The sequence below is a fragment of the Caballeronia sp. LZ043 genome, assembly GCF_031451075.1.
Lineage (GTDB): Bacteria > Pseudomonadota > Gammaproteobacteria > Burkholderiales > Burkholderiaceae > Caballeronia.
On the sequence record NZ_JARUXT010000003.1, the window covers coordinates 40959 to 60964 of the forward strand.

General features: G+C 64.1%; 23 protein-coding genes. 9 read left to right on the plus strand and 14 right to left on the minus strand.

What is annotated here, in order from left to right:
- Nucleotides 1-2 precede the first annotated feature (2 nt).
- The 3 genes from QCE64_RS20410 to QCE64_RS20420 all read right to left on the minus strand — a co-directional run bounded on the left by QCE64_RS20410 (nt 3) and on the right by QCE64_RS20420 (nt 1883).
- Nucleotides 3-530 (minus strand): hypothetical protein, encoded by a 528-nt coding sequence (locus QCE64_RS20410; RefSeq protein WP_309922973.1) that lies wholly within the window; start codon nt 528-530, stop codon nt 3-5.
- 51 nt (nt 531-581) lie between these two features.
- Complete coding sequence (locus tag QCE64_RS20415) at nt 582-941, minus strand: hypothetical protein (protein ID WP_309922975.1); 360 nt, start codon at nt 939-941, stop codon at nt 582-584.
- A gap of 186 nt (nt 942-1127) precedes the next feature.
- A complete protein-coding gene (locus tag QCE64_RS20420) occupies nt 1128-1883 on the minus strand; it encodes a DeoR/GlpR family DNA-binding transcription regulator (RefSeq protein ID WP_309922977.1) in 756 nt (251 codons plus the stop codon).
- A 79-nt stretch (nt 1884-1962) separates the two neighbouring features.
- On the opposite strand from QCE64_RS20420, the gene QCE64_RS20425 reads away from it, so the two are divergent.
- Nucleotides 1963-2559: an NUDIX domain-containing protein gene (locus tag QCE64_RS20425; RefSeq protein WP_310005910.1), complete on the plus strand. Its 597-nt coding sequence runs from the start codon at nt 1963-1965 to the stop codon at nt 2557-2559.
- Here the strand turns inward: QCE64_RS20425 and modC are convergent.
- Genes modC through modA form a run of 3 tightly spaced genes read right to left on the minus strand, consistent with a single transcriptional unit; the run spans nt 2548 to nt 5100 of the window.
- Complete coding sequence (modC, locus tag QCE64_RS20430) at nt 2548-3651, minus strand: molybdenum ABC transporter ATP-binding protein (protein ID WP_309922981.1); 1104 nt, start codon at nt 3649-3651, stop codon at nt 2548-2550. The two genes, QCE64_RS20425 and modC, sit on opposite strands and share 12 nt — an antisense overlap.
- Nucleotides 3644-4324 (minus strand): molybdate ABC transporter permease subunit, encoded by a 681-nt coding sequence (gene modB / locus QCE64_RS20435; protein ID WP_310005912.1) that lies wholly within the window; start codon nt 4322-4324, stop codon nt 3644-3646. Before modB ends, modC begins: the two co-directional genes overlap by 8 nt.
- Before the next feature lie 8 nt (nt 4325-4332).
- Nucleotides 4333-5100 carry a molybdate ABC transporter substrate-binding protein gene (gene modA, locus QCE64_RS20440; protein ID WP_309818153.1) on the minus strand — a complete coding sequence of 256 codons (768 nt, stop codon included), beginning with the start codon at nt 5098-5100 and terminating at the stop codon, nt 4333-4335.
- Between the two features lie 318 nt (nt 5101-5418).
- On the opposite strand from modA, the gene QCE64_RS20445 reads away from it, so the two are divergent.
- From QCE64_RS20445 to QCE64_RS20455, 3 genes are all read left to right on the plus strand, one after another.
- Entirely contained in the window at nt 5419-6216 is a 798-nt protein-coding gene (locus QCE64_RS20445) for an enoyl-CoA hydratase/isomerase family protein (RefSeq protein ID WP_310005914.1), read from the plus strand.
- 15 nt (nt 6217-6231) lie between these two features.
- The gene (locus tag QCE64_RS20450) at nt 6232-6900 is read left to right on the plus strand and encodes a glutathione S-transferase family protein (protein ID WP_310005915.1); all 669 of its coding nucleotides are present in this window, start codon (nt 6232-6234) and stop codon (nt 6898-6900) included.
- A gap of 146 nt (nt 6901-7046) precedes the next feature.
- A complete protein-coding gene (locus QCE64_RS20455) occupies nt 7047-7202 on the plus strand; it encodes a hypothetical protein (RefSeq protein WP_310005917.1) in 156 nt (51 codons plus the stop codon).
- A 279-nt stretch (nt 7203-7481) separates the two neighbouring features.
- Here the strand turns inward: QCE64_RS20455 and QCE64_RS20460 are convergent, their stop codons facing one another.
- The 5 genes from QCE64_RS20460 to QCE64_RS20480 form a co-directional block, all read right to left on the minus strand.
- A complete protein-coding gene (locus QCE64_RS20460) occupies nt 7482-7754 on the minus strand; it encodes a hypothetical protein (RefSeq protein WP_309932903.1) in 273 nt (90 codons plus the stop codon).
- A gap of 67 nt (nt 7755-7821) precedes the next feature.
- The gene (locus QCE64_RS20465) at nt 7822-9702 is read right to left on the minus strand and encodes a hypothetical protein (protein ID WP_310005919.1); all 1881 of its coding nucleotides are present in this window, start codon (nt 9700-9702) and stop codon (nt 7822-7824) included.
- Between the two features lie 563 nt (nt 9703-10265).
- Nucleotides 10266-10541: a cytochrome c gene (locus QCE64_RS20470; protein ID WP_309925246.1), complete on the minus strand. Its 276-nt coding sequence runs from the start codon at nt 10539-10541 to the stop codon at nt 10266-10268.
- A 38-nt stretch (nt 10542-10579) separates the two neighbouring features.
- Complete coding sequence (locus QCE64_RS20475) at nt 10580-11848, minus strand: PQQ-dependent sugar dehydrogenase (protein WP_309922994.1); 1269 nt, start codon at nt 11846-11848, stop codon at nt 10580-10582.
- Nucleotides 11849-12073: 225 nt separating this feature from the next.
- Complete coding sequence (locus tag QCE64_RS20480; RefSeq protein ID WP_309932906.1) at nt 12074-12829, minus strand: hypothetical protein; 756 nt, start codon at nt 12827-12829, stop codon at nt 12074-12076.
- Between the two features lie 178 nt (nt 12830-13007).
- Between QCE64_RS20480 and QCE64_RS20485 the strand changes: the two genes are divergently transcribed.
- Nucleotides 13008-13484 carry a glycine zipper 2TM domain-containing protein gene (locus QCE64_RS20485; protein ID WP_309932908.1) on the plus strand — a complete coding sequence of 159 codons (477 nt, stop codon included), beginning with the start codon at nt 13008-13010 and terminating at the stop codon, nt 13482-13484.
- Between the two features lie 139 nt (nt 13485-13623).
- On the opposite strand, the gene QCE64_RS20490 is transcribed toward QCE64_RS20485, so the two are convergent.
- On the minus strand, nt 13624-13791 hold the full coding sequence (locus tag QCE64_RS20490; RefSeq protein WP_310005921.1) for a hypothetical protein: 168 nt from the start codon (nt 13789-13791) through the stop codon (nt 13624-13626).
- 97 nt (nt 13792-13888) lie between these two features.
- Here QCE64_RS20490 and QCE64_RS20495 point away from each other — a divergent pair, with 97 nt between their 5' ends.
- Complete coding sequence (locus tag QCE64_RS20495) at nt 13889-15079, plus strand: polysaccharide pyruvyl transferase family protein (protein WP_310005923.1); 1191 nt, start codon at nt 13889-13891, stop codon at nt 15077-15079.
- A 9-nt stretch (nt 15080-15088) separates the two neighbouring features.
- Here the strand turns inward: QCE64_RS20495 and QCE64_RS20500 are convergent, their stop codons facing one another.
- Nucleotides 15089-15961 carry a LysR family transcriptional regulator gene (locus tag QCE64_RS20500; protein WP_309932912.1) on the minus strand — a complete coding sequence of 291 codons (873 nt, stop codon included), beginning with the start codon at nt 15959-15961 and terminating at the stop codon, nt 15089-15091.
- A gap of 103 nt (nt 15962-16064) precedes the next feature.
- Here QCE64_RS20500 and QCE64_RS20505 point away from each other — a divergent pair, with 103 nt between their 5' ends.
- The 3 genes from QCE64_RS20505 (at nt 16065) to QCE64_RS20515 (ending at nt 18816) form a co-directional block, all read left to right on the plus strand.
- The gene (locus QCE64_RS20505) at nt 16065-17627 is read left to right on the plus strand and encodes an MFS transporter (protein WP_310005925.1); all 1563 of its coding nucleotides are present in this window, start codon (nt 16065-16067) and stop codon (nt 17625-17627) included.
- A gap of 77 nt (nt 17628-17704) precedes the next feature.
- Nucleotides 17705-18082: a potassium channel family protein gene (locus QCE64_RS20510; RefSeq protein WP_309932917.1), complete on the plus strand. Its 378-nt coding sequence runs from the start codon at nt 17705-17707 to the stop codon at nt 18080-18082.
- Between the two features lie 32 nt (nt 18083-18114).
- Nucleotides 18115-18816, plus strand: a complete 702-nt coding sequence (locus QCE64_RS20515) for an SDR family NAD(P)-dependent oxidoreductase (protein WP_310005927.1) — start codon at nt 18115-18117, stop codon at nt 18814-18816.
- A 12-nt stretch (nt 18817-18828) separates the two neighbouring features.
- On the opposite strand, the gene QCE64_RS20520 is transcribed toward QCE64_RS20515, so the two are convergent.
- Nucleotides 18829-19872, minus strand: coding sequence for a sensor domain-containing diguanylate cyclase (locus QCE64_RS20520; RefSeq protein WP_309923012.1), 1044 nt, complete (start codon nt 19870-19872; stop codon nt 18829-18831).
- Nucleotides 19873-20006: the final 134 nt, after the last annotated feature.

Genomic DNA, 20006 nt, shown 5'->3' on the forward strand with positions numbered 1-20006 from the left:
GTCTAGTAAGACCCCGGCGGCGGCTGCCATCCCGGCGGGGGCGGCGGCGGAGGTGGCGTTGTGTAGGCCGCGCCCGCAGGCTGCTGTTGCTGGATCGTGCTGATGGCGCCGCGCACGGGAACCCGGTCGCCCGCTGCATACATGCATTGCAGATAGGAATAGTCGTAGCGTTGCTGCACGTTGTAGCCGGATGTCTGCGATGCTCCCAGGCCGAAGGCGCTGCCCGTCAGCAGACCCGCACCGGCGCCGATGGCCGCGCCCCCGCCGCCGCCGAACGCCGCGCCCGCCGCCGCGCCGATCGCGGTGCCGACAACTGCGCTGCCTATCGCGCTGGTGGTCGCCGCCTGATTGGCGTCCACGCCGCCGGTTTGCTGGAGCGCGAACTGACGGCACGAGGCGTCATCGGCGCGGAACTGGTCGAAGGTCTTGTTGCTGCCCGGCAGCGCCATCACGCTGGGACCGGTGGGCATCACGGTGCAGGCCGAAAGGCCGAGTGCCGCGGAGAGCAGGGCGAGCCTGGTGATGTTCATGGATGCTTGCAGATTCCTGAGATTGACGATGTCAGCAGCACGCGCGCCGCATCAGTTCGCAGATGACGGCGTGGCCGGAACCGGATGCCACGGTGCGGAGCAGCGCTTGACGTAGGGGTAGTACGCCTTCGCCGGGTCGCAGTAGTACCACATGCCGGGCTGCTGGGCGGGCGCGCCCGGGTCGGCGGCGGGCTGGCCCTGTTCGACATACTGCACCGGTGCGGGAGGCGCGACCGGCGCAACGTAGACGGGCGGAGGCGGATAGTAGTAATACGGCGCGGGCGCCACCGGGTACGGGTAATAAGCGGGACCGCCAATCCACACGCCGACGCGGCCCCACGCATGAGCATTGGCGGCAACGCCGGCACTCGCCACGAGCGACAACGCGATAAAAGCCTTGAGGCGATTCACGACCTTCTCCAGGAAAAATGTTCGCTGATCTGCCAGGTACAACGGATATCGACGTCTGGCTGTTGACCGCGTGCAGCGCATCTTTCTACGCTATTCCCTTTATCGCGAAAACTCAATTACACGGCCACGAACGTATTTTTCGGCTTGTTACGCTGTAACGCGGCCGAGAAGCAATGCCCTGCGATATCAGGCGCGCAGCACGGTGACGCCGGCCTGTTCGATGGGTTCCGTCAGCTTCGCTTCAGCCGCGCTTTCCACGATGAGGGTCTGCGCAAGCTCGATGCCGCCGATCCGGTAAGCCGATGCCGCGTTCAATTTCGCCGCCGACGCCAGCACCACCGTTTCCGCCGCTCGCGCCGCGAGCGCGCGCTTGATGTGGGCTTCCTCGAAATCTCCGGTCGTGAGGCCGGCCGTGGGATGGACGCCGGTGACGCCCATGAAGTAGAGGTCGGCGTGAATATGCGACATGGCTTCGACAGCCGCCGCGCCGACGGTGACGATGGAATGCTTGTAAAGCCTGCCGCCGATCAACACGACTTCCACCGCCGGATGTTCGGCGAGCGCCACCGCGACGCTCGGGCTATGCGTGACGATGGTTGCGTTGAGCGTGTCCGGAAGCTGGCGCACGAGCAGCGCGGAGGTCGTGCCGCCGTCGATGATGACGACCTGTCCCGGCGCGATCATCTCCGCGGCCCGGCGCGCGATGCGCCGTTTGGCATCGGACTCCATGTTCTCCCGCCGTGCGAACGAAGCAACGGCCGGCGACGCCGGCAGCGCGCCGCCGTGTACGCGCTGCAGCAGTCCTTCCGTGGCGAGTTCGCGCAAGTCGCGCCGCACGGTGTCCTCGGAGACGCCGAAGCTCGCGCTCAGTTCGGTGGCGAGCACCTGGCCGTCGCGTTTCAGGGCGTCGAGAATGGCTTTCTTGCGTTGGCTGGTCAACATCGGTTGCGTGAATTTTCTTGATATTGCACGAAACTGCACGATACCATGCGCTGACTCAATCGTCGAATGGGAGAGCCGAATGGAAGCAATCGAAACGAAAGACCGCGTCCGCATCGTGAATACCGCTGTCCTGTCGGACGACTGGTATGTGCTCAGGAAAGTCACCTTCGATTTCCTGCGCCGCGACGGCACGTGGCAGCGCCAGAACCGCGAAACCTACGATCGCGGCAACGGCGCCACGATTCTTCTCCACGACCCCCAGACCGGCAACGTGCTGCTGACGCGCCAGTTCCGCATGCCCGCGTTCGTCAACGGACACGACGGCATGCTGATCGAGACGCCGGGCGGGCTGCTCGACGATGCATCGCCGGAAGAGCGCATCCGCGCCGAAGTGGAGGAGGAGACGGGCTATCGCGTGCGGCACGTCGAAAAGGTCTTCGAGGCATTCATGAGCCCGGGATCGGTGACCGAGAAGCTGTACTTCTATCTCGGCGATTACGACAGTTCGATGCGCGTGTCGGCGGGCGGCGGCGTCGAGGAAGAGGGCGAGGAAATCGAGACGATCGAGGTGCCGCTGGCGAAGGCGCTGGAGATGATCGCGAGCGGGGAAATCATGGATGGCAAGACCATCATGCTGTTGCAGTACGCGGCGCTGAACGCGCGTTCAGGCAAGTAGCGAGACCGCCTTCACCTGCGCCCACACGCGCATGCCCGTGACGATACCCAGCCGGTCCAGCGAATAGCGCGTCACGCGCGCGAGCAGCGGCGAGCCGTCCACATCGAGACGCACGACGGCCTGCGAGGGATGCGCGTCGTCCGCGATGCCGAAGACCGTCGCGGGCAGCACGTTCAGCACGCTGCTGCGCGACTCGTCATGCGGGCCGGTGACGAGGCTTACGTCGCGCGCCTTTACGGTGATGCGCATCGGCTTGCCGTCGGGCAGCGGCGCATGCACCACGGTCAGCTTCGCGGTTGAAGCCGGCAGCGCGATCGTCAGCAGGCCATATGCGCTGTCATGACCGGCGACGACGCCTTCGAGCACGACCGATGCGTCGTCGGCGAGCGCGAGCGGCAAGTCCAGGCGCGCGAGCGTTTGCGCAATCGGTCCGCTCGCCACCGCGCGTCCCGCTTCCAGCAGCACGAGATGATCGGCGAGCCGCGCCACTTCTTCCGGCGCGTGACTGACGTAGAGCATCGGGATATCGAGCTCGTCGTGCAGACGTTCGAGATACGGCAGGATTTCGAGCTTGCGCTTCTGGTCGAGCGACGCGAGCGGTTCGTCGAGCAGCAGCAGGCGCGGACTCGTCAGCAACGCGCGCGCGATGCCCACGCGCTGGCGTTCGCCGCCCGACAATCCCGACGGCATCCGTTCCAGCAAATGCCCGATGCCCAGCAGTTCGGCGGCCTGCGCGAGATCGACGCGCCGTTCGGCCGGTTTCACCCGATCAAGTCCATAACGCAGATTCTTGGTTACGCTCAGATGCGGAAAGAGGCTCGCTTCCTGGAACACGTAGCCAAGCGGACGCTTGTGGGTGGGCAGGAAAACATTGCGATCGGTGTCGAGCCAGACTTCGCCGTTGACGACCAGCTTGCCCGTGCGCGGACGCGCCAGTCCCGCGAGACAGCGCAGCAAGGTGGTCTTGCCGGAGCCGGAATGGCCGAAGATCGCGGTGACGCCGCGGCCGGGCAGTGCGAGATCGAGGTCGAGCGTGAAGCCGCTCTGTTCAACGAGAAAGCGCGCCTCGATGGCGGAAGTGAGTTCAGACATGCGCCGCGAAGGACCGTCGGCCGAAATAGAGCAGCAGAAGAACGACGAACGAGAATACCACCATGCCGCCCGCCAGCCAGTTCGCCTGGGCGTACTCGAGCGCTTCGACGTGGTCGAAGATCTGCACGGACACCACGCGCGTCTGCCCCGGAATGTTGCCGCCGATCATCAGCACGACGCCGAATTCGCCGACCGTATGCGCGAAGCCGAGGATCGTCGCCGTGACGATGCCTGGACGCGCGAGCGGCAACGCCACCGTGAAGAAGCTGTCCCACGGGCCGGCGCGCAGGGTCGCGGCGGCATCGAGCGGACGGCGGCCCATGGCTTCGAACGCGTTCTGCAGCGGCTGCACGACGAAGGGCAGCGAATAGATCACCGAGCCGACCACCAGCCCCGCGAACGTGAACGGCAGCAAGCCGATGCCGAGCGCCTGCGTCAGCTTGCCGACCGTGCCGTGCGGGCCCATCACCAGCAGCAGATAGAAGCCGATGACCGTCGGCGGCAACACCAGCGGCAGCGCCACCACGGCGCCCACGATGCCCTTCAGCCGCGAGCGCGTTCGCGTGAGCCACCACGCGATCGGCGTGCCGACGACGAGCAGCAGCGCCGTCGTCAGCGACGCCAGTTCGAGCGTCAGCGTGATGGCCTGGAGGTCGCTGCTGTCGAGCGGCATCGGCGGAATTACAGCTGGTAGCCGAAGGACTTGATCACTTCAGCGGCCTTCGGTCCCTTCAGGTATTCGATGAACTGCTTCGCGACCGGATTGTCCTTGCCCTTCTCGAGGATCACGGCGTCCTGCTTGATCGGCTCATGCAGGTTCGCGGGCACGATCCACGCCGAGCCGCTGGTGATCTTGCCGTTCTTGTAGATCTGCGACAGCGCGACGAAACCCAGTTCCGCGTTGCCGCTCGCAACGAACTGCTGCGTCTGCGAAATGTTCTGACCTTCGACGACCTTCGGCTTGAGTTCGGCCGTCAGGCCGAGCTTGTCGAGCGTCTGATAGGCAGCGAGGCCGTAGGGCGCGGCCTTCGGATTGGCAATCGCGATGTGCGTGAAGGCGTTCTTCTTCAGCACGTCGCCCTTGTCGTCCACGTAGCCGTCTTTCGCGGACCACAGCGCGAGCGCGCCCGTCGCATAGGTGAAACGGCTGCCGGGCACGGTCGCGCCTTCGGTTTCGAGCTTGGCGGGCGTGGAGTCGTCGGCGGCGAGGAACACTTCGAAGGGCGCGCCGTTCTTGATCTGCGCATAGAACTGACCCGTCGCGCCGAACGACGCCACCACCTTGTTGCCCGTATCCTTTTCGAAGTCCGCGGCGATGGCCTGCACCGGCGCCGTGAAGTTGGCCGCGACCGCGACCTTCACTTCACCCGCCAGCGCTGACGTAGCAGCGATACCGGCAGCGAGCGGAACGAACGCACCAATGAGGGCGCGGAGAATTCGAATCTTCACGTGAGACTCCTTGAATCGAGTTGAAATTCTGGTTATGGATCGACTGTGGACGGCGCGTGCAAGGCCGCGAAGCGTGTGGCCGCGTGGTTCGGCGAGCACCGTAATATATACGACTATATTGCGTAGGCGCATGTTGGCTTCATGACATGACGCGCATGGGTGCCGGCGCATGCCCGATGTCGCGCCGCTTTGTGAGTGTCGCTCAAAGATATGAGTTGACCGTTTCAACTGTTTTGGCCGACACTGAATCAGGTGCAACGAAAGCAACCCGGTAAAAATTGAGCAAAGCTCAATTCAAGCGAAGCAGGGAGACGAGATATGACCGATGCAGCGAATCTTCAGCGTCTGAAGCTGGGAGTCGAAGGACACGTGGCGCGTGTGACACTGGATCGCCCGGACGTGCGCAATGCCTTCGATGACGCCACCATCGTCGAACTGACGGCGGCCTTCCGCGCGCTCGGCGACGATCCGAACGTGCGCGTCATCGTGCTCGCGGCGAATGGTCCGGCCTTCTGCGCGGGCGCCGATCTCAACTGGATGAAGCGCATGGCAGGCTATTCGGAGGCGGAAAATCGCGCCGATGCACTGGGCCTCGCCACCATGCTCAACACGGTCTACGCGTGCCCAAAGCCCGTCATCGCGCGCGTACAGGGCGATGCCTACGCCGGCGGCATGGGACTCGTCGCGGTGTGCGATATCGCGATTGCGGCGAGCACGGCGCAGTTCTGCCTTTCGGAAGCCAGGCTCGGCCTGATGCCCGCGACCATCGCGCCGTACGTGATCCGTGCGATGGGCGCGCGCGCGGCGCATCGCTACTTCGTGACGGCGGAGCGCTTCGACGCCGCCGAAGCACTGCGGCTCGGGTTCGTGCATGAAGCGGTCGAAGCCGAACAACTCGATGCTCGCGTCGAGGCCATTGCGTCAGCCATCGTCGCGAACAGCCCGAACGCCGTGCGCGAATGCAAGCAACTCGTCACCGATCTCGCGAGCACGGAGATCGACGACGCGCTGATCGGCGAGACGGCCGAACGCATCGCGCGCATCCGCGCATCCGACGAAGGACGCGAAGGCGTGCGCAGCTTCCTGGAGAAACGCAAGCCGTCGTGGCTGGGCTGAACCGATGGAGCGCACATGATCAAGCTGCATCATTGCGTGAGCGCGCGGTCGTTCCGGCCGCTGTGGGCGCTGGAAGAAATCGGCGTGCCCTACGAACTGAAGATGTTGCCGTTTCCGCCGCGCGTGCTGGCGCGCGCATTTATGGAAGTGAATCCGCTCGGCACGATTCCGGCGCTCGAAGACGAGGGCGTTTTCATGACCGAGTCGGCGGCGATCTGCCAGTATCTGGCCGCGCGTCATTCGCCTGGCGTGCTGGATGTCGCTTCTTATGAGCGCGACTTCGGCCGCTATCTCAACTTCCTGCATTTCGGTGAGGCCACGCTGACGTTTCCCCAGACGCTCGTCTTGCGCTATACGCATCTGGAGCCGCCGGAGCGCAGGCAGCCGCAGATCGTCGAGGATTACGCGCGCTGGTTCCACGCGCGCCTTCGCACGCTGGCGCCGTTGCTGGAAAAGCAGCCCTGGCTGTGCGCCGGGCGTTTCACGGCCGCCGATATCTCCGTGGGTTACGCGCTGATGCTGGCCGAGCTCATCGGCTTGAGCGAGCGCTTTGGTCCGCCCATCGCGGACTACTGGAAGCGTTTGAGCGAACGCGAAGGCTTTGTCCGCGCGATGCGCGCGCAGGAAGCCGCTGCGCAGGCTCAGGACGTATCGACCGTTGCCTCGCCGAAGCTTCGCCCGTAAACCCTCCTTCAAGTCCCCTCGTCCGTGGGGTCGTGCGCCGCGCCCCATGACCGTACTCTTCACATCACGCGCTGACCTGCAAGCGCGGATTCGAAGAGACTCATCTGACGAGGTGCGCAATGGCCGCTTTCTTCTGGTTACTGTCGATGATCGTCGCGCTCGTCGCGACGGCCACCATCGCGACGGCATTGCCGCGCTCCGCCTCCGACGAATTGAACGCCTTTACGCCGCAATCGCTTTTCAGCATGGAGGCGAAGCGGATCGACGCGATGCTTGCGTCGTGTCTGCCTGCCGCTGACTGAGTCCGGCGCGTGCACGGGGCGCGTTTGCCGGGCGTCGCTTGTAAGTAGTTTGGAATCAACGGGTTGAGGAAGTAATAACAACGATATCCAACGAGTTGTCCACCCGATCTGTGGATAAGCCGCGACCGGGGCCAGTCGCGGTGCAGGAACCCCAAAACCGCCGTGAAGGACGCGCTGGGGAGACCAACAAGCAACTATCAAGAATCGAGGCCGGAGAGCCTGGGAGTTTCCAAGCCGCCTCGGCAGCCTGTTGGGTGCCGAGGCAGGCGCTTTTTGCGATCAGCGCTGAAGCACCGAACTGCCGTACTTGGCTACCAGCGCGCTTTTGAAATCGGCGGCGGCCTGATCGGCGAGTCTGGACTTGGCCTCTTCGGAACGCTCTTCTGCGGACGGGTTCGGGATGACGGCTTCCCTGACCTGGCCTGTCGAGGTTTGCGGCTGGATCGGGACCGCAGCCTGGCTCGGCGCCGATTGATGGGCGTTCCTGATCACAAAGACAGCAACCGCCAATAGACAGGCGATTGAAACGAGAGCGAAAAGTCTGTAGCGCATCGAAAACCTTCTTCGAGAAAGCGGCCTCGACAACGAGTGTTGATCGAGGCCACGGATTTCATGGAAATCAGTTTGCGGAATAGAACGCGTCGAGTTGCGCCTTCATCGCGGTTCCAACGGAAGGCGTCGAATAAAGCATGTGTCCGGAAGCGAAATTCTGGAACGTTACTCGTTGCAGAAGCGCCTGACCTTGGGTATCGGCGAAGTTCTGCGCATACGTCAGCGTGGTGGAGTAAAAGGGCGTGACTGAATCGAAATAGCCATTCCCCTGATACACACGGAGATTCGGCTTGATCGTCATTGCGGAGCGGAGATCCTTGATGGCATCGGAAGTCTCCTCGGAATAGGTGATCTGACTATCAGGCTGTACATGAGTCCAATCCCACAGAGGAAAGATGGCGCTGTTCGAAAGGCTTGTGGTATTAAGCGCGTTCGGGTTGTATCCGCCCAGCGTATTGAGGTTGGACCAACTCCAGCTGACGATTGGGTCGATCATCCGAATGGTCGGATCGTCGTTGCCAAATTGGGTCTGATCAGGTGCCGTTGTCGACGTGACGCGGCCATCGTACTGGCCGAGATACACGACCTGACCGAGACTATTGTGATACGCGGAACCCGTCACAGCGCTCCTGGCGCTGGATGTTGATGAGACCATCGACGGGTCGATTCCCGCATACGCTGCGACACTGGACTTGATGTTATCGGGATACGTGAGATTCGTACGCGTCGAATGAGCGAGGTTGAGCTGGGCAATCAGATTTTGATAGTCAGAGATGGCTCCAGCCACATTGACTGGCGCCTTGTTTTGCAATGCGACGATCTGATTCGCAAGCTCCGCCGTATTCAGAACGCCGTTCGTCGAAAAAGCGCCGGAAGTCATGTTGGCGAGCAGGGATTGCTGGGCGGTGGTAAGGTTTACCCAATTAATCACGCCCAGATCGACGCCAAGCAGAGAATAAAAGTACGAGAGAACCTGCGGCAGACGAGTCGCCGTTTCGAATGGCAGAATCGTTGAATTCGCATAGGCCTCGACTTGAGCGAGATAATCCGTAAGCGAGGGTGGCGATGCGGGATTGACCCCGAGTGCCGACCAGTTGACCCTGTTATTGGCATAGGCGTCGGCCGCGAGGGTCGGAAGCATGCCGGTCATGGAGAAGAGAGCGTTCGTTCCACTCAGAATGGCACTGAGAAGCACAACACCTTTCAGATCGATCTGAGGGTACTGATTCACGAGAATGTTCGCGGTAATCGCGGAGCGAGCTGTTCCGTATGATTCCCCCATCAGATAAACCGGTGCATTCGTTCTGCCGGTCGCAGTCAGATAAGAGCTGATAAATGCCGCGATGGATCTGCCGTCGACATCGGAATTCCAGAAATTCTGATTTTGTGCAGGCGCAATGGCTGTCGAATAGGTGGTTCCTACTGGGTCGATGAATACCAGATCCGTGTCATTGATGATGCTGTTCGGGTTGTTGTCGTACCAGTTATTTGCCACCGAAAAAGGACCGGTGCTCTGATTCGGCATGGTCAGAACCGGTGCTTGAGGCGCATACGCTGACTGAAGATAAGCAAAGGCACTGCCGGGGCCGCCATTATAAACAAACGTCACTGGGCGATTGGCGGGAATGCTTGGGCCGGACTGCGTATAGGCGCGATACGCCATGGCCGCCGAAATGTTGTTGGTCTTGCCTGCCACCGTAACAAGCTGATGACCGGTCGTCATCGCGTAGCTGATGGTTTTCGAATTGTCCGCGGACGTCCACGAATAATTATTGGTGACAGCGGGCACGCCACTATAAGCAGACAGATTATCGAATGCCCCGCCGCCGTAAAACCAGGGATCGTTCTCGACATTCAACACGGGTACGCTGCCACTGGCAGTCAGATTGAGCGTAATCAGACCGAATAGCGATGCAGCTTTTATGATTTGAGGAAGCAGGTTCTTCATTGGTTTCCAAAACTCCAGAGCAATGCCGAGAGTGAATTACATGCCGACATGACTTGTGGTCACCGTATTTACGGATTATGCGGCAAGACGTTTTGCGCAAGCAGAAGTGTCTGTCACGCGCATGACAAGCATAAAGACGGAACTTTTTCTTCCGCAAGCGGAGTTTCAGCGTGCGTTGAACGGCGTATGCGCAAATGTGGAGTTCGATCGGGAAATACGAGACTCGATTTTCGAATTACCGAACGATCGATATCATTGCTCTTGACCGTCCGGCGTACATCTCATCCCTGAAACCATGAAATGCTTAACTATCTCAATATGTCAAATCGTTCGATTTTGCGGAATGAGTGTTTCGCGAGGGGATCGCGTGGATCTGGATCAAGGCGCCGAGGCGATGTACGAGGCCCCCGACGCGCAGGCCAAACGCAGGCGAAAAAAAAGCCCGCTTCAGTGAGCGGGCTTGAATCCACATCGGTTGAGACATGGAGGAGACAGGGGTAAGTATAAACCCTTAAGTACTCACGTCAACCCCCAAGCGAGAAAAATTTCGGCGGAAGCGGCCGTCAGGGCTTTCCGAGACTGTGGTAATAGGCCGCGAGATTGGCCACGTCCGCGTCGGACAAGGGCTTGGCCATCATCGTCATCATCTCGTTCTTGCGCTCGCCTGACCGAAAGTCATTGAGCGCCTTCACGAGATATTCCTCGGTCTGGCCCGCGAGGTTCGGCGCCTCGGGCAGCTTCGACATGCCGTCGATCCCATGGCACGCCGCGCACTGCGCCGCCTTCGCGCGTCCCGCCTTGATGTCGCCAGCGGCGAACGACGGATGCGAAAGCGCCATCAGTACGCCTGCCAGCAACGCGGCCCTCGGCGCCCGGTTCACTTCGCACCCGTGTAGGAGATGCGGTAGATCGCGCCCGCATAGTCGTCCGACACGAGCAGCGAGCCGTCCTGCAGCGTTTGCACGTCGACCGGACGGCCCATGTACTCGCCGCTCGGCGTGAGCCAGCCTTCCGCGAAGACTTCCGCCTCGCCCGCCGTGCCGTCGTCCTTGATCGGAACGAACATGATGCGCGCGCCGATCGGCTTGGTGCGGTTCCAGGAGCCGTGCTCGGCATCGAAGATGCCGCCCTGGTACTTCTGCGGGAACATCTTGCCGTTGTAGAACGACATGCCGAGGTCGGCGGCATGCGCCGCGAACTCGACCTGCGGAAACACGACGCCCGCCGGCGGATTCTGATCCTTGTACTCCACCGTGCGGACCTTGCCGCCGCCATACCACGGGAAACCGAAGGTTTCGCCCGCCTTGGTCGCGTGATTGAGTTCGCCGGGCGGAATGTCGTCGCCCATGCCATCGACCTGGTTGTCCGTGAACCATAGCGTCTTGTCCTTCGGGTTGAAGTCAAGACCGACCGAATTCCGCACGCCATGCGCATAGGTTTCGCGGTTCTTGCCGTCCTGATCCAGGCGGATGATGCCGGCCAGTCCGTTGCGGTCGAGGTCGGCGAGCTTGTCCTTCGGCGGCACGTTCCACGGCTGGCCGAGCGCGATGTACAGCTTCTTGTCAGGGCCCACGCGGCAGTAGCGGGCGCCGTGATTGAAGCTTTCGAACTGCGTCGGGATGAGCTTGCCTTGCGGGACGACCACCGCCGCCGCGACGTCCGGTCCGCCTTCGCCGAAGAACTGCGCCGCGGGAAAGCCAAGCACCCGGTTCTGCTCGACCACGTAAAGCACGCCGTCGGGCGAGAAACACACGCCGTTGGGCACCTTGAACGTCACCGATGACGCGAACTGGGCGACATCGCTGGCCACGCGCTGATGCGTCCGGTCAGTGACCTGCCACACGCGGTTCTTGCGCGTGCCGACGAACACAACGCCCGTCGACGGCTCGATCGCCATCGCGCGCGCTTCCGGCACCACCGCGTACAGCTCGATCTTGAAGCCGGGCGGCAGCTTGATCTGTTCGAGGTTCTTGCGCAGCGCGTCGGCGGTCTGGCCGGACTGGGGAATGGTTTCCGCCGGCGCCGACGTGCCGGTCTGACGGAAATTGGACAGCGCATTGACGTTGTCCTGCGCCGCGTGCGCGAGCGGCAGGCAGGCGAACAGGGCGGCGACGGCGGACGGCACGAGCTTGAGCGTTGCGTTCATCGGGTTGTCTCCTGGATGTTGTCGACCGGCTTCGGCGTCCTGCGCCATCGGCCGGATCCATGCAAAGCGAAAACAGCTTTTGGATGGTGCCTTGAACATCACGACTACTCTCGCCGGAGCGCGCAGCCTGGAAGCAACTGGACGCGAACGCCACGACGCTGCCTGCGGTGAAACTCACTGCTGAAACCCATCGCTCGTTCGAACGGTGAGCGACGCCTGCGGCCTCTATTTCCGGCCGTCGAAGAGAAACACGTCCGAGCGGTCCGGGCTCGGCAACGCGACCAGCAGCCGCGCGCCGTCGAGAATCGCATTGCCGGTCACGGTGGCGTCCGGCAACGGGCAGGGCGCGGGGCCGAAGGTCACCGAGACGTCATAGGCATTCGCGCCCTCATGGGGTGCGGTCGTGCCTCGGAAGATGCAGCCGCTGGTGGTCGTGCCGGCGAGATAGCCGTCGCCGGCGACGGTGATGCGGGTCTGCGTCGCTCCGCCGAGCGACATGCCGCGCCCGCTGTAGAGGCCGCCCGCGTTGGCGCGGGTCGGGGCGACATCGAGGATCGGTATGGCGCGCGCCGCGTAGACAAGGCTTGCGCTGCCGTCACGGTTCACTACGTTGCCGTTGACCGAGGGCGCATGCGCGAAATCCGCGTTGAAGGTGACGGGCGACGCCGCCTGCGTGCCCAGCCGATAGTCGAACGCCGAGGAACTGGTGAAACGTCCGTCGCTGGTCTGGGTGCCGTGCGCGGCCACCGCGACGCCGGCGAGACCCGTGCCGCCCGCGCCGCCGTAGAAAAGATACGCGGTGCCGTCGAAGAGCATCAGGAGCGTGGCCTCGGCGGCGCTGCCCGCCAGCGAGCCCTTGTAGACGCCGCCGGAGGAGAAGGTGGTGGTGACGGTGCCGGGCGGCGGCGGCGCGGCGCTGTCGGTGGAGCAGGCGGCGAGGGCCGCTGCGCAAAGCACGAGGGGAATCGCGGTTCTTTTCATTAAAGACTCCGGTCGCGGGCAATGAGTGTCCTGTATAAGCGCTTCAATCAAGCAGGTCAAGCGCGGCGCGTGGCCTCATTTGCAACTCATTCAGCGTCCTTAGGATATCTTCCATGGCACCGGGGCTTCACGACACGGGCCGATCCCAACAAGACATTGCCTGAGTGAGGAGTGGGAAATGAACAAGTCGACTATCGCAGTGTGTGCAATGGCGCTGGTGTGCACCGTGGGGATGAGCGGTTGCGCCTCGATGGGCAGTTCCGCCGATATCTACGACAGCATGCAGACCCAGCGCGAACAGACAGTGCGGATGGCGACCGTGGAAAGCGTGCGCGGCGTGACCATCGACAATAACGATGGCCACACGGGCTTGCTCGGCGCGCTCGGCGGCGGCGCGCTCGGCGCGGTGGCGGGCAGCGCGATCGGCGAAGGGCACGGGTCGCTGCTGGCGGGGGTGATCGGCGGCATTGCGGGCGCGGTCGCGGGCGACAAGGTCGAGAACCGCGTGGAACAGGAGAAGGGGCTGGAAATCACCGTGCGTCTGGATAACGGCGAGCTGCGCGCGATCACGCAGGCGGCCGATGGCCAGACGTTCTATGCCGGAGAACGGGTCCGGCTGTTGTCGAGCGGCGGGATCACGCGCGTGACGAGCTGACGCCGGCTGGAGCGGGCGAATGAGAGAAGCCAGGCGGGGCGTCGGTGAGACGCTCCGCCTGGCTTTTTGCGTCATTCGTGCGCGACGGTGTTCGTGGGGGGAGTTGGCAGGCAGCGCCATCGTGTATGAAGCGAGCGCTTCAGTATGCACCGGCCATCGGCAGGAGCAGCCAGGGCAGCAGGTCTTCGTAGCGCATCGCACCCGCCGGAGGGGAAGTTTCGCGCGTCGTTTCATCGGGCTGGACTTCGCGATTCGACGGTTCGGCGAGCAAGGATCCCGCGGCGACGGCTGTCGGTTCGATCTTCATGATTCCCTCTGTCATGCAACGTGTGAGGGCAGTGTGCGTGTCGAGAGTTAGGCGTACGTGAGCGCCTGGCATCCGGGATGCTCCCATCGACAGGACCATGAAACGAGCCATTCTGTTCGGCGCCTTCGATCGTCACAACGCCGGCGACATGCTGTTCGCCCATGTCGTCGCGCGGCTGCTGACGCAGCGCATGCCCGCAATGGAACTCGTGTTCGCCGGACTCGCACAGCGCGATCTGCGTGACTGCGGCGGTCACAGCGTGACGGCGCTCGCCGAGGTAGCCGCGCGCTGGCGCGACGAGCCCGTGACCGTGATTCACGCCGGCGGCGAGCTGCTCACCTGCGACGCCTGGCAGGCCGCCGTCATGCTGACGGAGGCGGGCGACACGCAGCGCTGCATCGCGCGCTTCGAAGCGCGGGACGACGAGCGTCGCGCGTGGGTGCGCTCCATGCTCGGCATCGACGCTTGCGCGCCCTACGTGGTCGGGCGCGAGACGTTTCCGCACGCCGCGTCGATCGTCTGCAATGCAGTCGGCGGCGTGAAGCTCGATGCGCTCGCGCCCGCCCTGCGCGTTGAAGTGCTCGACAAGCTCCGCAGCGCCGATGCGCTCGCCGTGCGCGACGCGCAGACGCAAGCCGCCTTGCGCCAGGCGGGCATCGAGGCGCGCCTCATTCCGGATCCGGTTTCGTTGCTCGCGGCGCTTTTTGACGAGCGCATTCAGGCGCACGCGAAGCGCGGCGAGGTGGCCGCGCTGCGGGGCGCGTTGCCGCAGGGTTATCTCACCGTGCAGTTCAGCGCGGATTTCGGCGACGACGCCACGCTGGCCCGCATCGCCCGGCAACTGGACCGGCTGGCCGAGGCGTGCGGCAGGGGCATCGTGTTGTTCCGCGCGGGCGCGGCGCCTTGGCACGACGAACTCGCGGTCTATGAGCGGACCGTGCGCCATATGAACTGCCGGACGGTGAAAATCTTCGCGTCGCTGGATGTGTGGGATATCTGCGCGCTGATCGCGCTGAGCGAAGGCTACGCGGGCAGCAGCCTGCATGGCCGCATCATCGCGATGGCGTATGGCTTGCCGCGCATGAACATCCGTCACGGAGAAGCCGAAAAGCAGCAGGCGTACGCGTCCGCGTGGGACGAAGCCAACGTGGGCGTCGAGCCTGTCGAAGACCTGTGCGACGCGATGCTGGAAGCCCTGAAGTCCGACCGCGAGGCCCTCGCCCAACACGCGGCGACCCTCGCGCGAGCCTACCAACAGGCGTTCGACGACCTCATGCCGCGCATCTGAAGCAAGCCGCTACGGCTGAGCGGTGAAGTCCAGATACGCCTTGACGGCGGGCGCCCGTTCAAAGCGCCTGTACATCATCGCGACTTCGGAAGGTACCGGCTTGCCCGCGATCTCCCGATACTCGACACCCGGCACCACCATGCATTGCGCCAGCGAGCGCGGCACGACCGCGACGTCGCCGCCGAGCGACACGTGCGCGAGCACGGCCGCGAGCGTACCCGGCTGGGCGACGACGCGTGCCGTGAAGCGTCCGCGCCGCGCCACGTCGAGCGTGCCGGACTCCTGTTCCGGCACGACGAACGACTGATCCTTCAACTGCGCGGGCGCAATGACGGAAAAGGCGGCGAGCGGCGAATCGGCGGGCAGGGCGACGAGGAAGGTATCGCGATGCACCGTGCGCAGATCCACGCCTTCGGGCCAGGGCACGGGCGGGCGCACATAGGCGACGTCGATGCGTCCTTCGAGCAGCAGCGCGCCCGCCTCGCGCATGACGATCTCCTCGATGCCGATCTCCACGAGCGGAAAGCGCTCGCGAAACCCGCGCACGGCGGCGGGCAGCACGCCTGCGTAGACGGCCGAGCCCACGTACCCGACGACGATCCGCCCCAGTTCGCCGCGTTCCGCGAGCGCGGCCCGTTCGGCGCCGCGCGCGAGATGCGCCAGCGCACTCTCGGCTTCGCCGAGATAAGCCTCGCCGGCGGCCGTCAGCGCGACCGAACGCTTGGTGCGGTGAAACAGCCTCGCGCCGAGCAGGCGCTCGGCTTCCTGGATCTGCTTGGTGAGCGCGGGCGGCGCGATGCCGAGTTCCTCGGCGGCGCGCGCAAAGTGCAGATGCCGGGCAACACTCAGGAAACAGCGCACGTGACGCAATTCGACAGCCATGTTTCTATTTAACAATTCAGTAATTAAGTCGAGATTCTATGTCAATGACAGGAAACACTGCCGCCTTTAGCATCGTCGGGAATCTGGCCTCACTGCACCGTCCATGTCCGACACGATCCGTAATCCCCGTTTCGTCCTGCTGACCGCATCGGCGACCTGTGCGCTCATTACGCTCGATACCAACGTCGTCGCGGTGGCGCTGCCTTCCATTGCGCGCGATTTCCACGCCGGTTTCGCCGACATCGAATGGGTCGTGAGCGCCTATATGGTCGCGTTCGCCGCCTGCCTGCTGCCGGCCGGCGCGCTGGCCGACCGCGTCGGCCGCAAGACCATGCTGATTGCCGGGCTGGGCGTCTTCATGCTCGCGTCGCTTGGCTGCGGGCTCGCGCCCTCGGCGGCGGCGCTGAATCTCGCCCGCGCGGCGAAGGGCGTCGGCGCCGCGATGCTGCTGACCTCGGCGCTCGCGATCATCGCCAACACGTTCCACGAAGGCGCGGCGCGCGCCCGCGCCTGGGCCGTGTGGGGCACCTGCATGGGCGTGTCGACGACGATTGCGCCGCTGGTCGGCGGCGTCATCACGCAATGGGCGGGGTGGCGCTGGATTTTCCTGATGAACCTGCCGATCTGCGCGGTGCTGGCGGCCTGCGCGTGGCGTGGTATCCGCGAGTCGCGCAACCCGCACGCCGGGCCGCTCGATCTGGCGGGAAGCGCGCTGTTCGCCGCCGCGCTGGCGCTCGGCATCTGGGCGCTGATCGACGCGCAAGCGGACGGCTGGGCCGACTGGCGCACCGAATCCCGCCTCGCCGCCTGCGCGGTGCTGTTCGTCCTCTTCGTCCGCGTGCAGCGCACCCGCGCTCACGCGATGATCGACCTGACGCTGTTCCGCCAGCCGCGCTTCGTCGCCGCCGTGCTCGCGATGGCGGGTTACGCCGCCTGCGCGCAGGTGATGATGACCTTCCTGCCGCTCTATCTGCAAAACGCGTTCGGGCTGCCGGCGGTGCGCGCGGGCATCGGCATGCTGCCGTTTGCGATTGCCATGGTGATCGGGCCGCACATCGGCGCGGCGCTCAGCCGGCGTGTGCCCTCGATGACGCTGCTGTCGCTCGGCCTCGCGACCATCGGCGCAGGCAACCTGCTGACAGCGCTGTTCGCCGGCCTGTCGAGTTATGCGCTGATCGCGGTCGGCATGATCGTGACCGGCCTCGGCGCGGGCGTGCTCAACGGCGATACCCAGAAGGCGATCATGGCGTGCGTGCCGCCGAACCGGACCGGCATGGCGTCGGGCATCAGCACGACGACGCGCTTTACCGCCATCGTCACCTCGGTGGGCGTGCTGGGCGCCGTGCTGGCGACGCGCACGCACGCCGCGCTCGATGCCCACGCGTTCGCGCTCGCCGATGCCCGCACCGTTCTCGACGACACGTTCCTCTCGCGTCTGCTGGCGGGCGATCTTGCGCACGCGGGCGCGAGCCTGGGCGGCACGGCCGGGGCCATGGTCGTGCATATTGCGCGCGAGAGTTTCGCGAGCGGGTTCTCCGCTGCGCTCGGCGTGGCCGGCGCCTGCGCGCTGATTGTTGCGGCAGCGGTGTGGTTGCTTGCCGGCATCACGCGAAGCGACACGCAAGCGAAAGCTGCCGGAGAGACTCAATCAGCTATGTCTGAATAAGCAGGCACGGGTCTTACGGACACATGCGGTCCACGAGTAGGATGGGAGCCTCGCGCGCATATCGTGCAGGTCTCCCCATGAACGGCATAACGAAACTTCTGAAGTCAGAGACGATCAATTCGCATCGCGTGACGATCGAATTCATGCGCGCGCTCTGGCATCTGCGTTCGCTGTTCACGACCTTCCTGCTGATCTTCGTCGCGCTTTGCGTCGCGATGCATTACCTCGGCGCACCCATCGATACCCTCACGCACCTGAAAACGTCGTTCGGGGAGACGGTGTATTTCTGCGGCGTGACGGCGTTGACCATCGGCTATGGCGACGTGGTCGCGACCACCGGTCTCGGACGCGCGCTGGCCGTGCTGATCGGCATGTTCGGCGTGCTTGTCATGGGCGTGATCACGGCGGCCGCGGTATTCTCCGTCCAGCGGGCGACGCAGCAAGCCCGCTCGTGACGTTTCATCACGTGTAACGGAGCGAACTCGCCATGGACAGCCTCGCAGGAAAGACGGTCGCCATCACGGGCGGCTTCGGCAGCCTCGGTCTCGCGACGGCGCGCGTGCTCGCCGGGCGCGGCGCGCGCATCGCGCTGATAGGCAAGAGCGCGAGCGCGCAACCGTTGCCGGCTGAACTCGCCGACGCATGCAGCATCACCGGCATCGACCTGGCGGATGCGCAGTCGGCACGCGAGGCCATCGAGCGCATCGTGCAGCAGACCGGCGCGCTGCATGCGCTCGTGAACGTGGCCGGCGCGTTCCGCTGGGAAACCGTCGCGGACGGCAGCGTCGACACCTGGCAAACCCTGTTCGATGTCAACGTGAAGACGGCGCTGAACGCGTCGAAGGCCGCGCTCGATGCCCTGAGCGCGCAGGAGCACGGGCGCATCGTCAATATCGGCGCGCTCGCGGCGCTGAAGGCGGGGGCGGGGATGGGCGCGTATGCGGCGTCGAAGGCGGCGCTGATCCGCCTGACCGAAGCGCTTTCGGAAGAACTCAAGGATCGCGGCATCACGGTGAATGCTTTGCTGCCGTCGATCATCGATACCGTGCCCAATCGCCGCGACATGCCCGACGCCGACTTCACGCGCTGGGTGAAGCCCGACGAACTCGGCGCGGTGATTGCGTTCCTGTTGTCGCTCGATGCGCAATGCATCACGGGCGCGGCGATTCCGGTAGCCGGGCGCGTTTGAAACCCGGCTTAATCAGCGCGACTGCGCCTTGAAGCCCTCGCCCTGCATGCCGGCGCGATCCACCGCCGCGATGCGATTGCGACCATTGTCCTTCGCCTGATACAGCTGCGCGTCGGTCAGATTGATGAACGTGGGCACGTCGATGCGTTCGCCCGGCAGCACCGTGCCAACGCCAAAGCTCGCCGTCACCTGCTGGTTGTGCGGCGAGCGCACGTGCGGGATGGCTGCGTCGGCGATCATCGTGCGGCAGCGCTCGGCGATGCGCATCGCGGTTTCGGCGTCGGTGTCCGCGAGAATCAGCGCGAACTCCTCGCCGCCGAAGCGTCCAAGAAAATGCTGCGGACCCGCCGCCTCGCCGAGCACGCGCGCGATGCGTTGCAGACACGCGTCGCCTTGCAGGTGGCCGTAATAATCGTTGTATGACTTGAAGAAGTCGATGTCGATCATCACCAGCGACAGCGGCTTGCCCGACGCCCCGGCCGCTTGCCATTCGCGCGCCATCACGTCGTCGAAGCGGCGGCGGTTGCCGACGCCCGTGAGACTGTCGCTGAACGAGAGACGCTCCAGTTCCGCCTGCATCTGCGCAAGCTTTTCCTCGGTGCGCTTGCGTTCGCTGATGTCGAACATGAAGCCGATCAGCGCTTCCACCTCGCCATTCTCCTTGCGCACGACATGCACGACGTCGCGCAGCCAGACATAGCCGCCGTCGCGAGTGAGCGCGCGGTAGTCGGCTTCGTGATCCGTGCCCGCCTGAGACTGCGCAACGCAGAAGTTGACGACGGCTTCACGGTCGTCCGGATGCATGCGCTCGGCCCAGTCGGTGACCGTCTTCCACGTCGACGGCGCCCAGCCGAGCAGCGTCTCGATTTGCGGGCCGATATAGGTGAACGCCATGGTCGCCCAGTCGATCTTCCAGGGAATCGCCTTGGTCGATTCCAGCAGCGTGCGGTACACCGCGTGATCGTCCTCGCCGAGCGCGTGTCCGGATGGCGCAAGGGAATCTTCGTGACGCAGGAAAGCGGCCTGGAGCGGGCCTTGGGAGGAATCGGAAGTCATCGTGTCGGTCGGCGTCGAAGCCGGTTATTTTTGTTCTGTGTCTTATCGGCACGGGCGGCGGCGTTCTGAAGTTTCCGCCATCGGCAGCCTCGCTTTCGGAATTTGCCAATGTGCATTTGGCGCGGGTCTGCTTA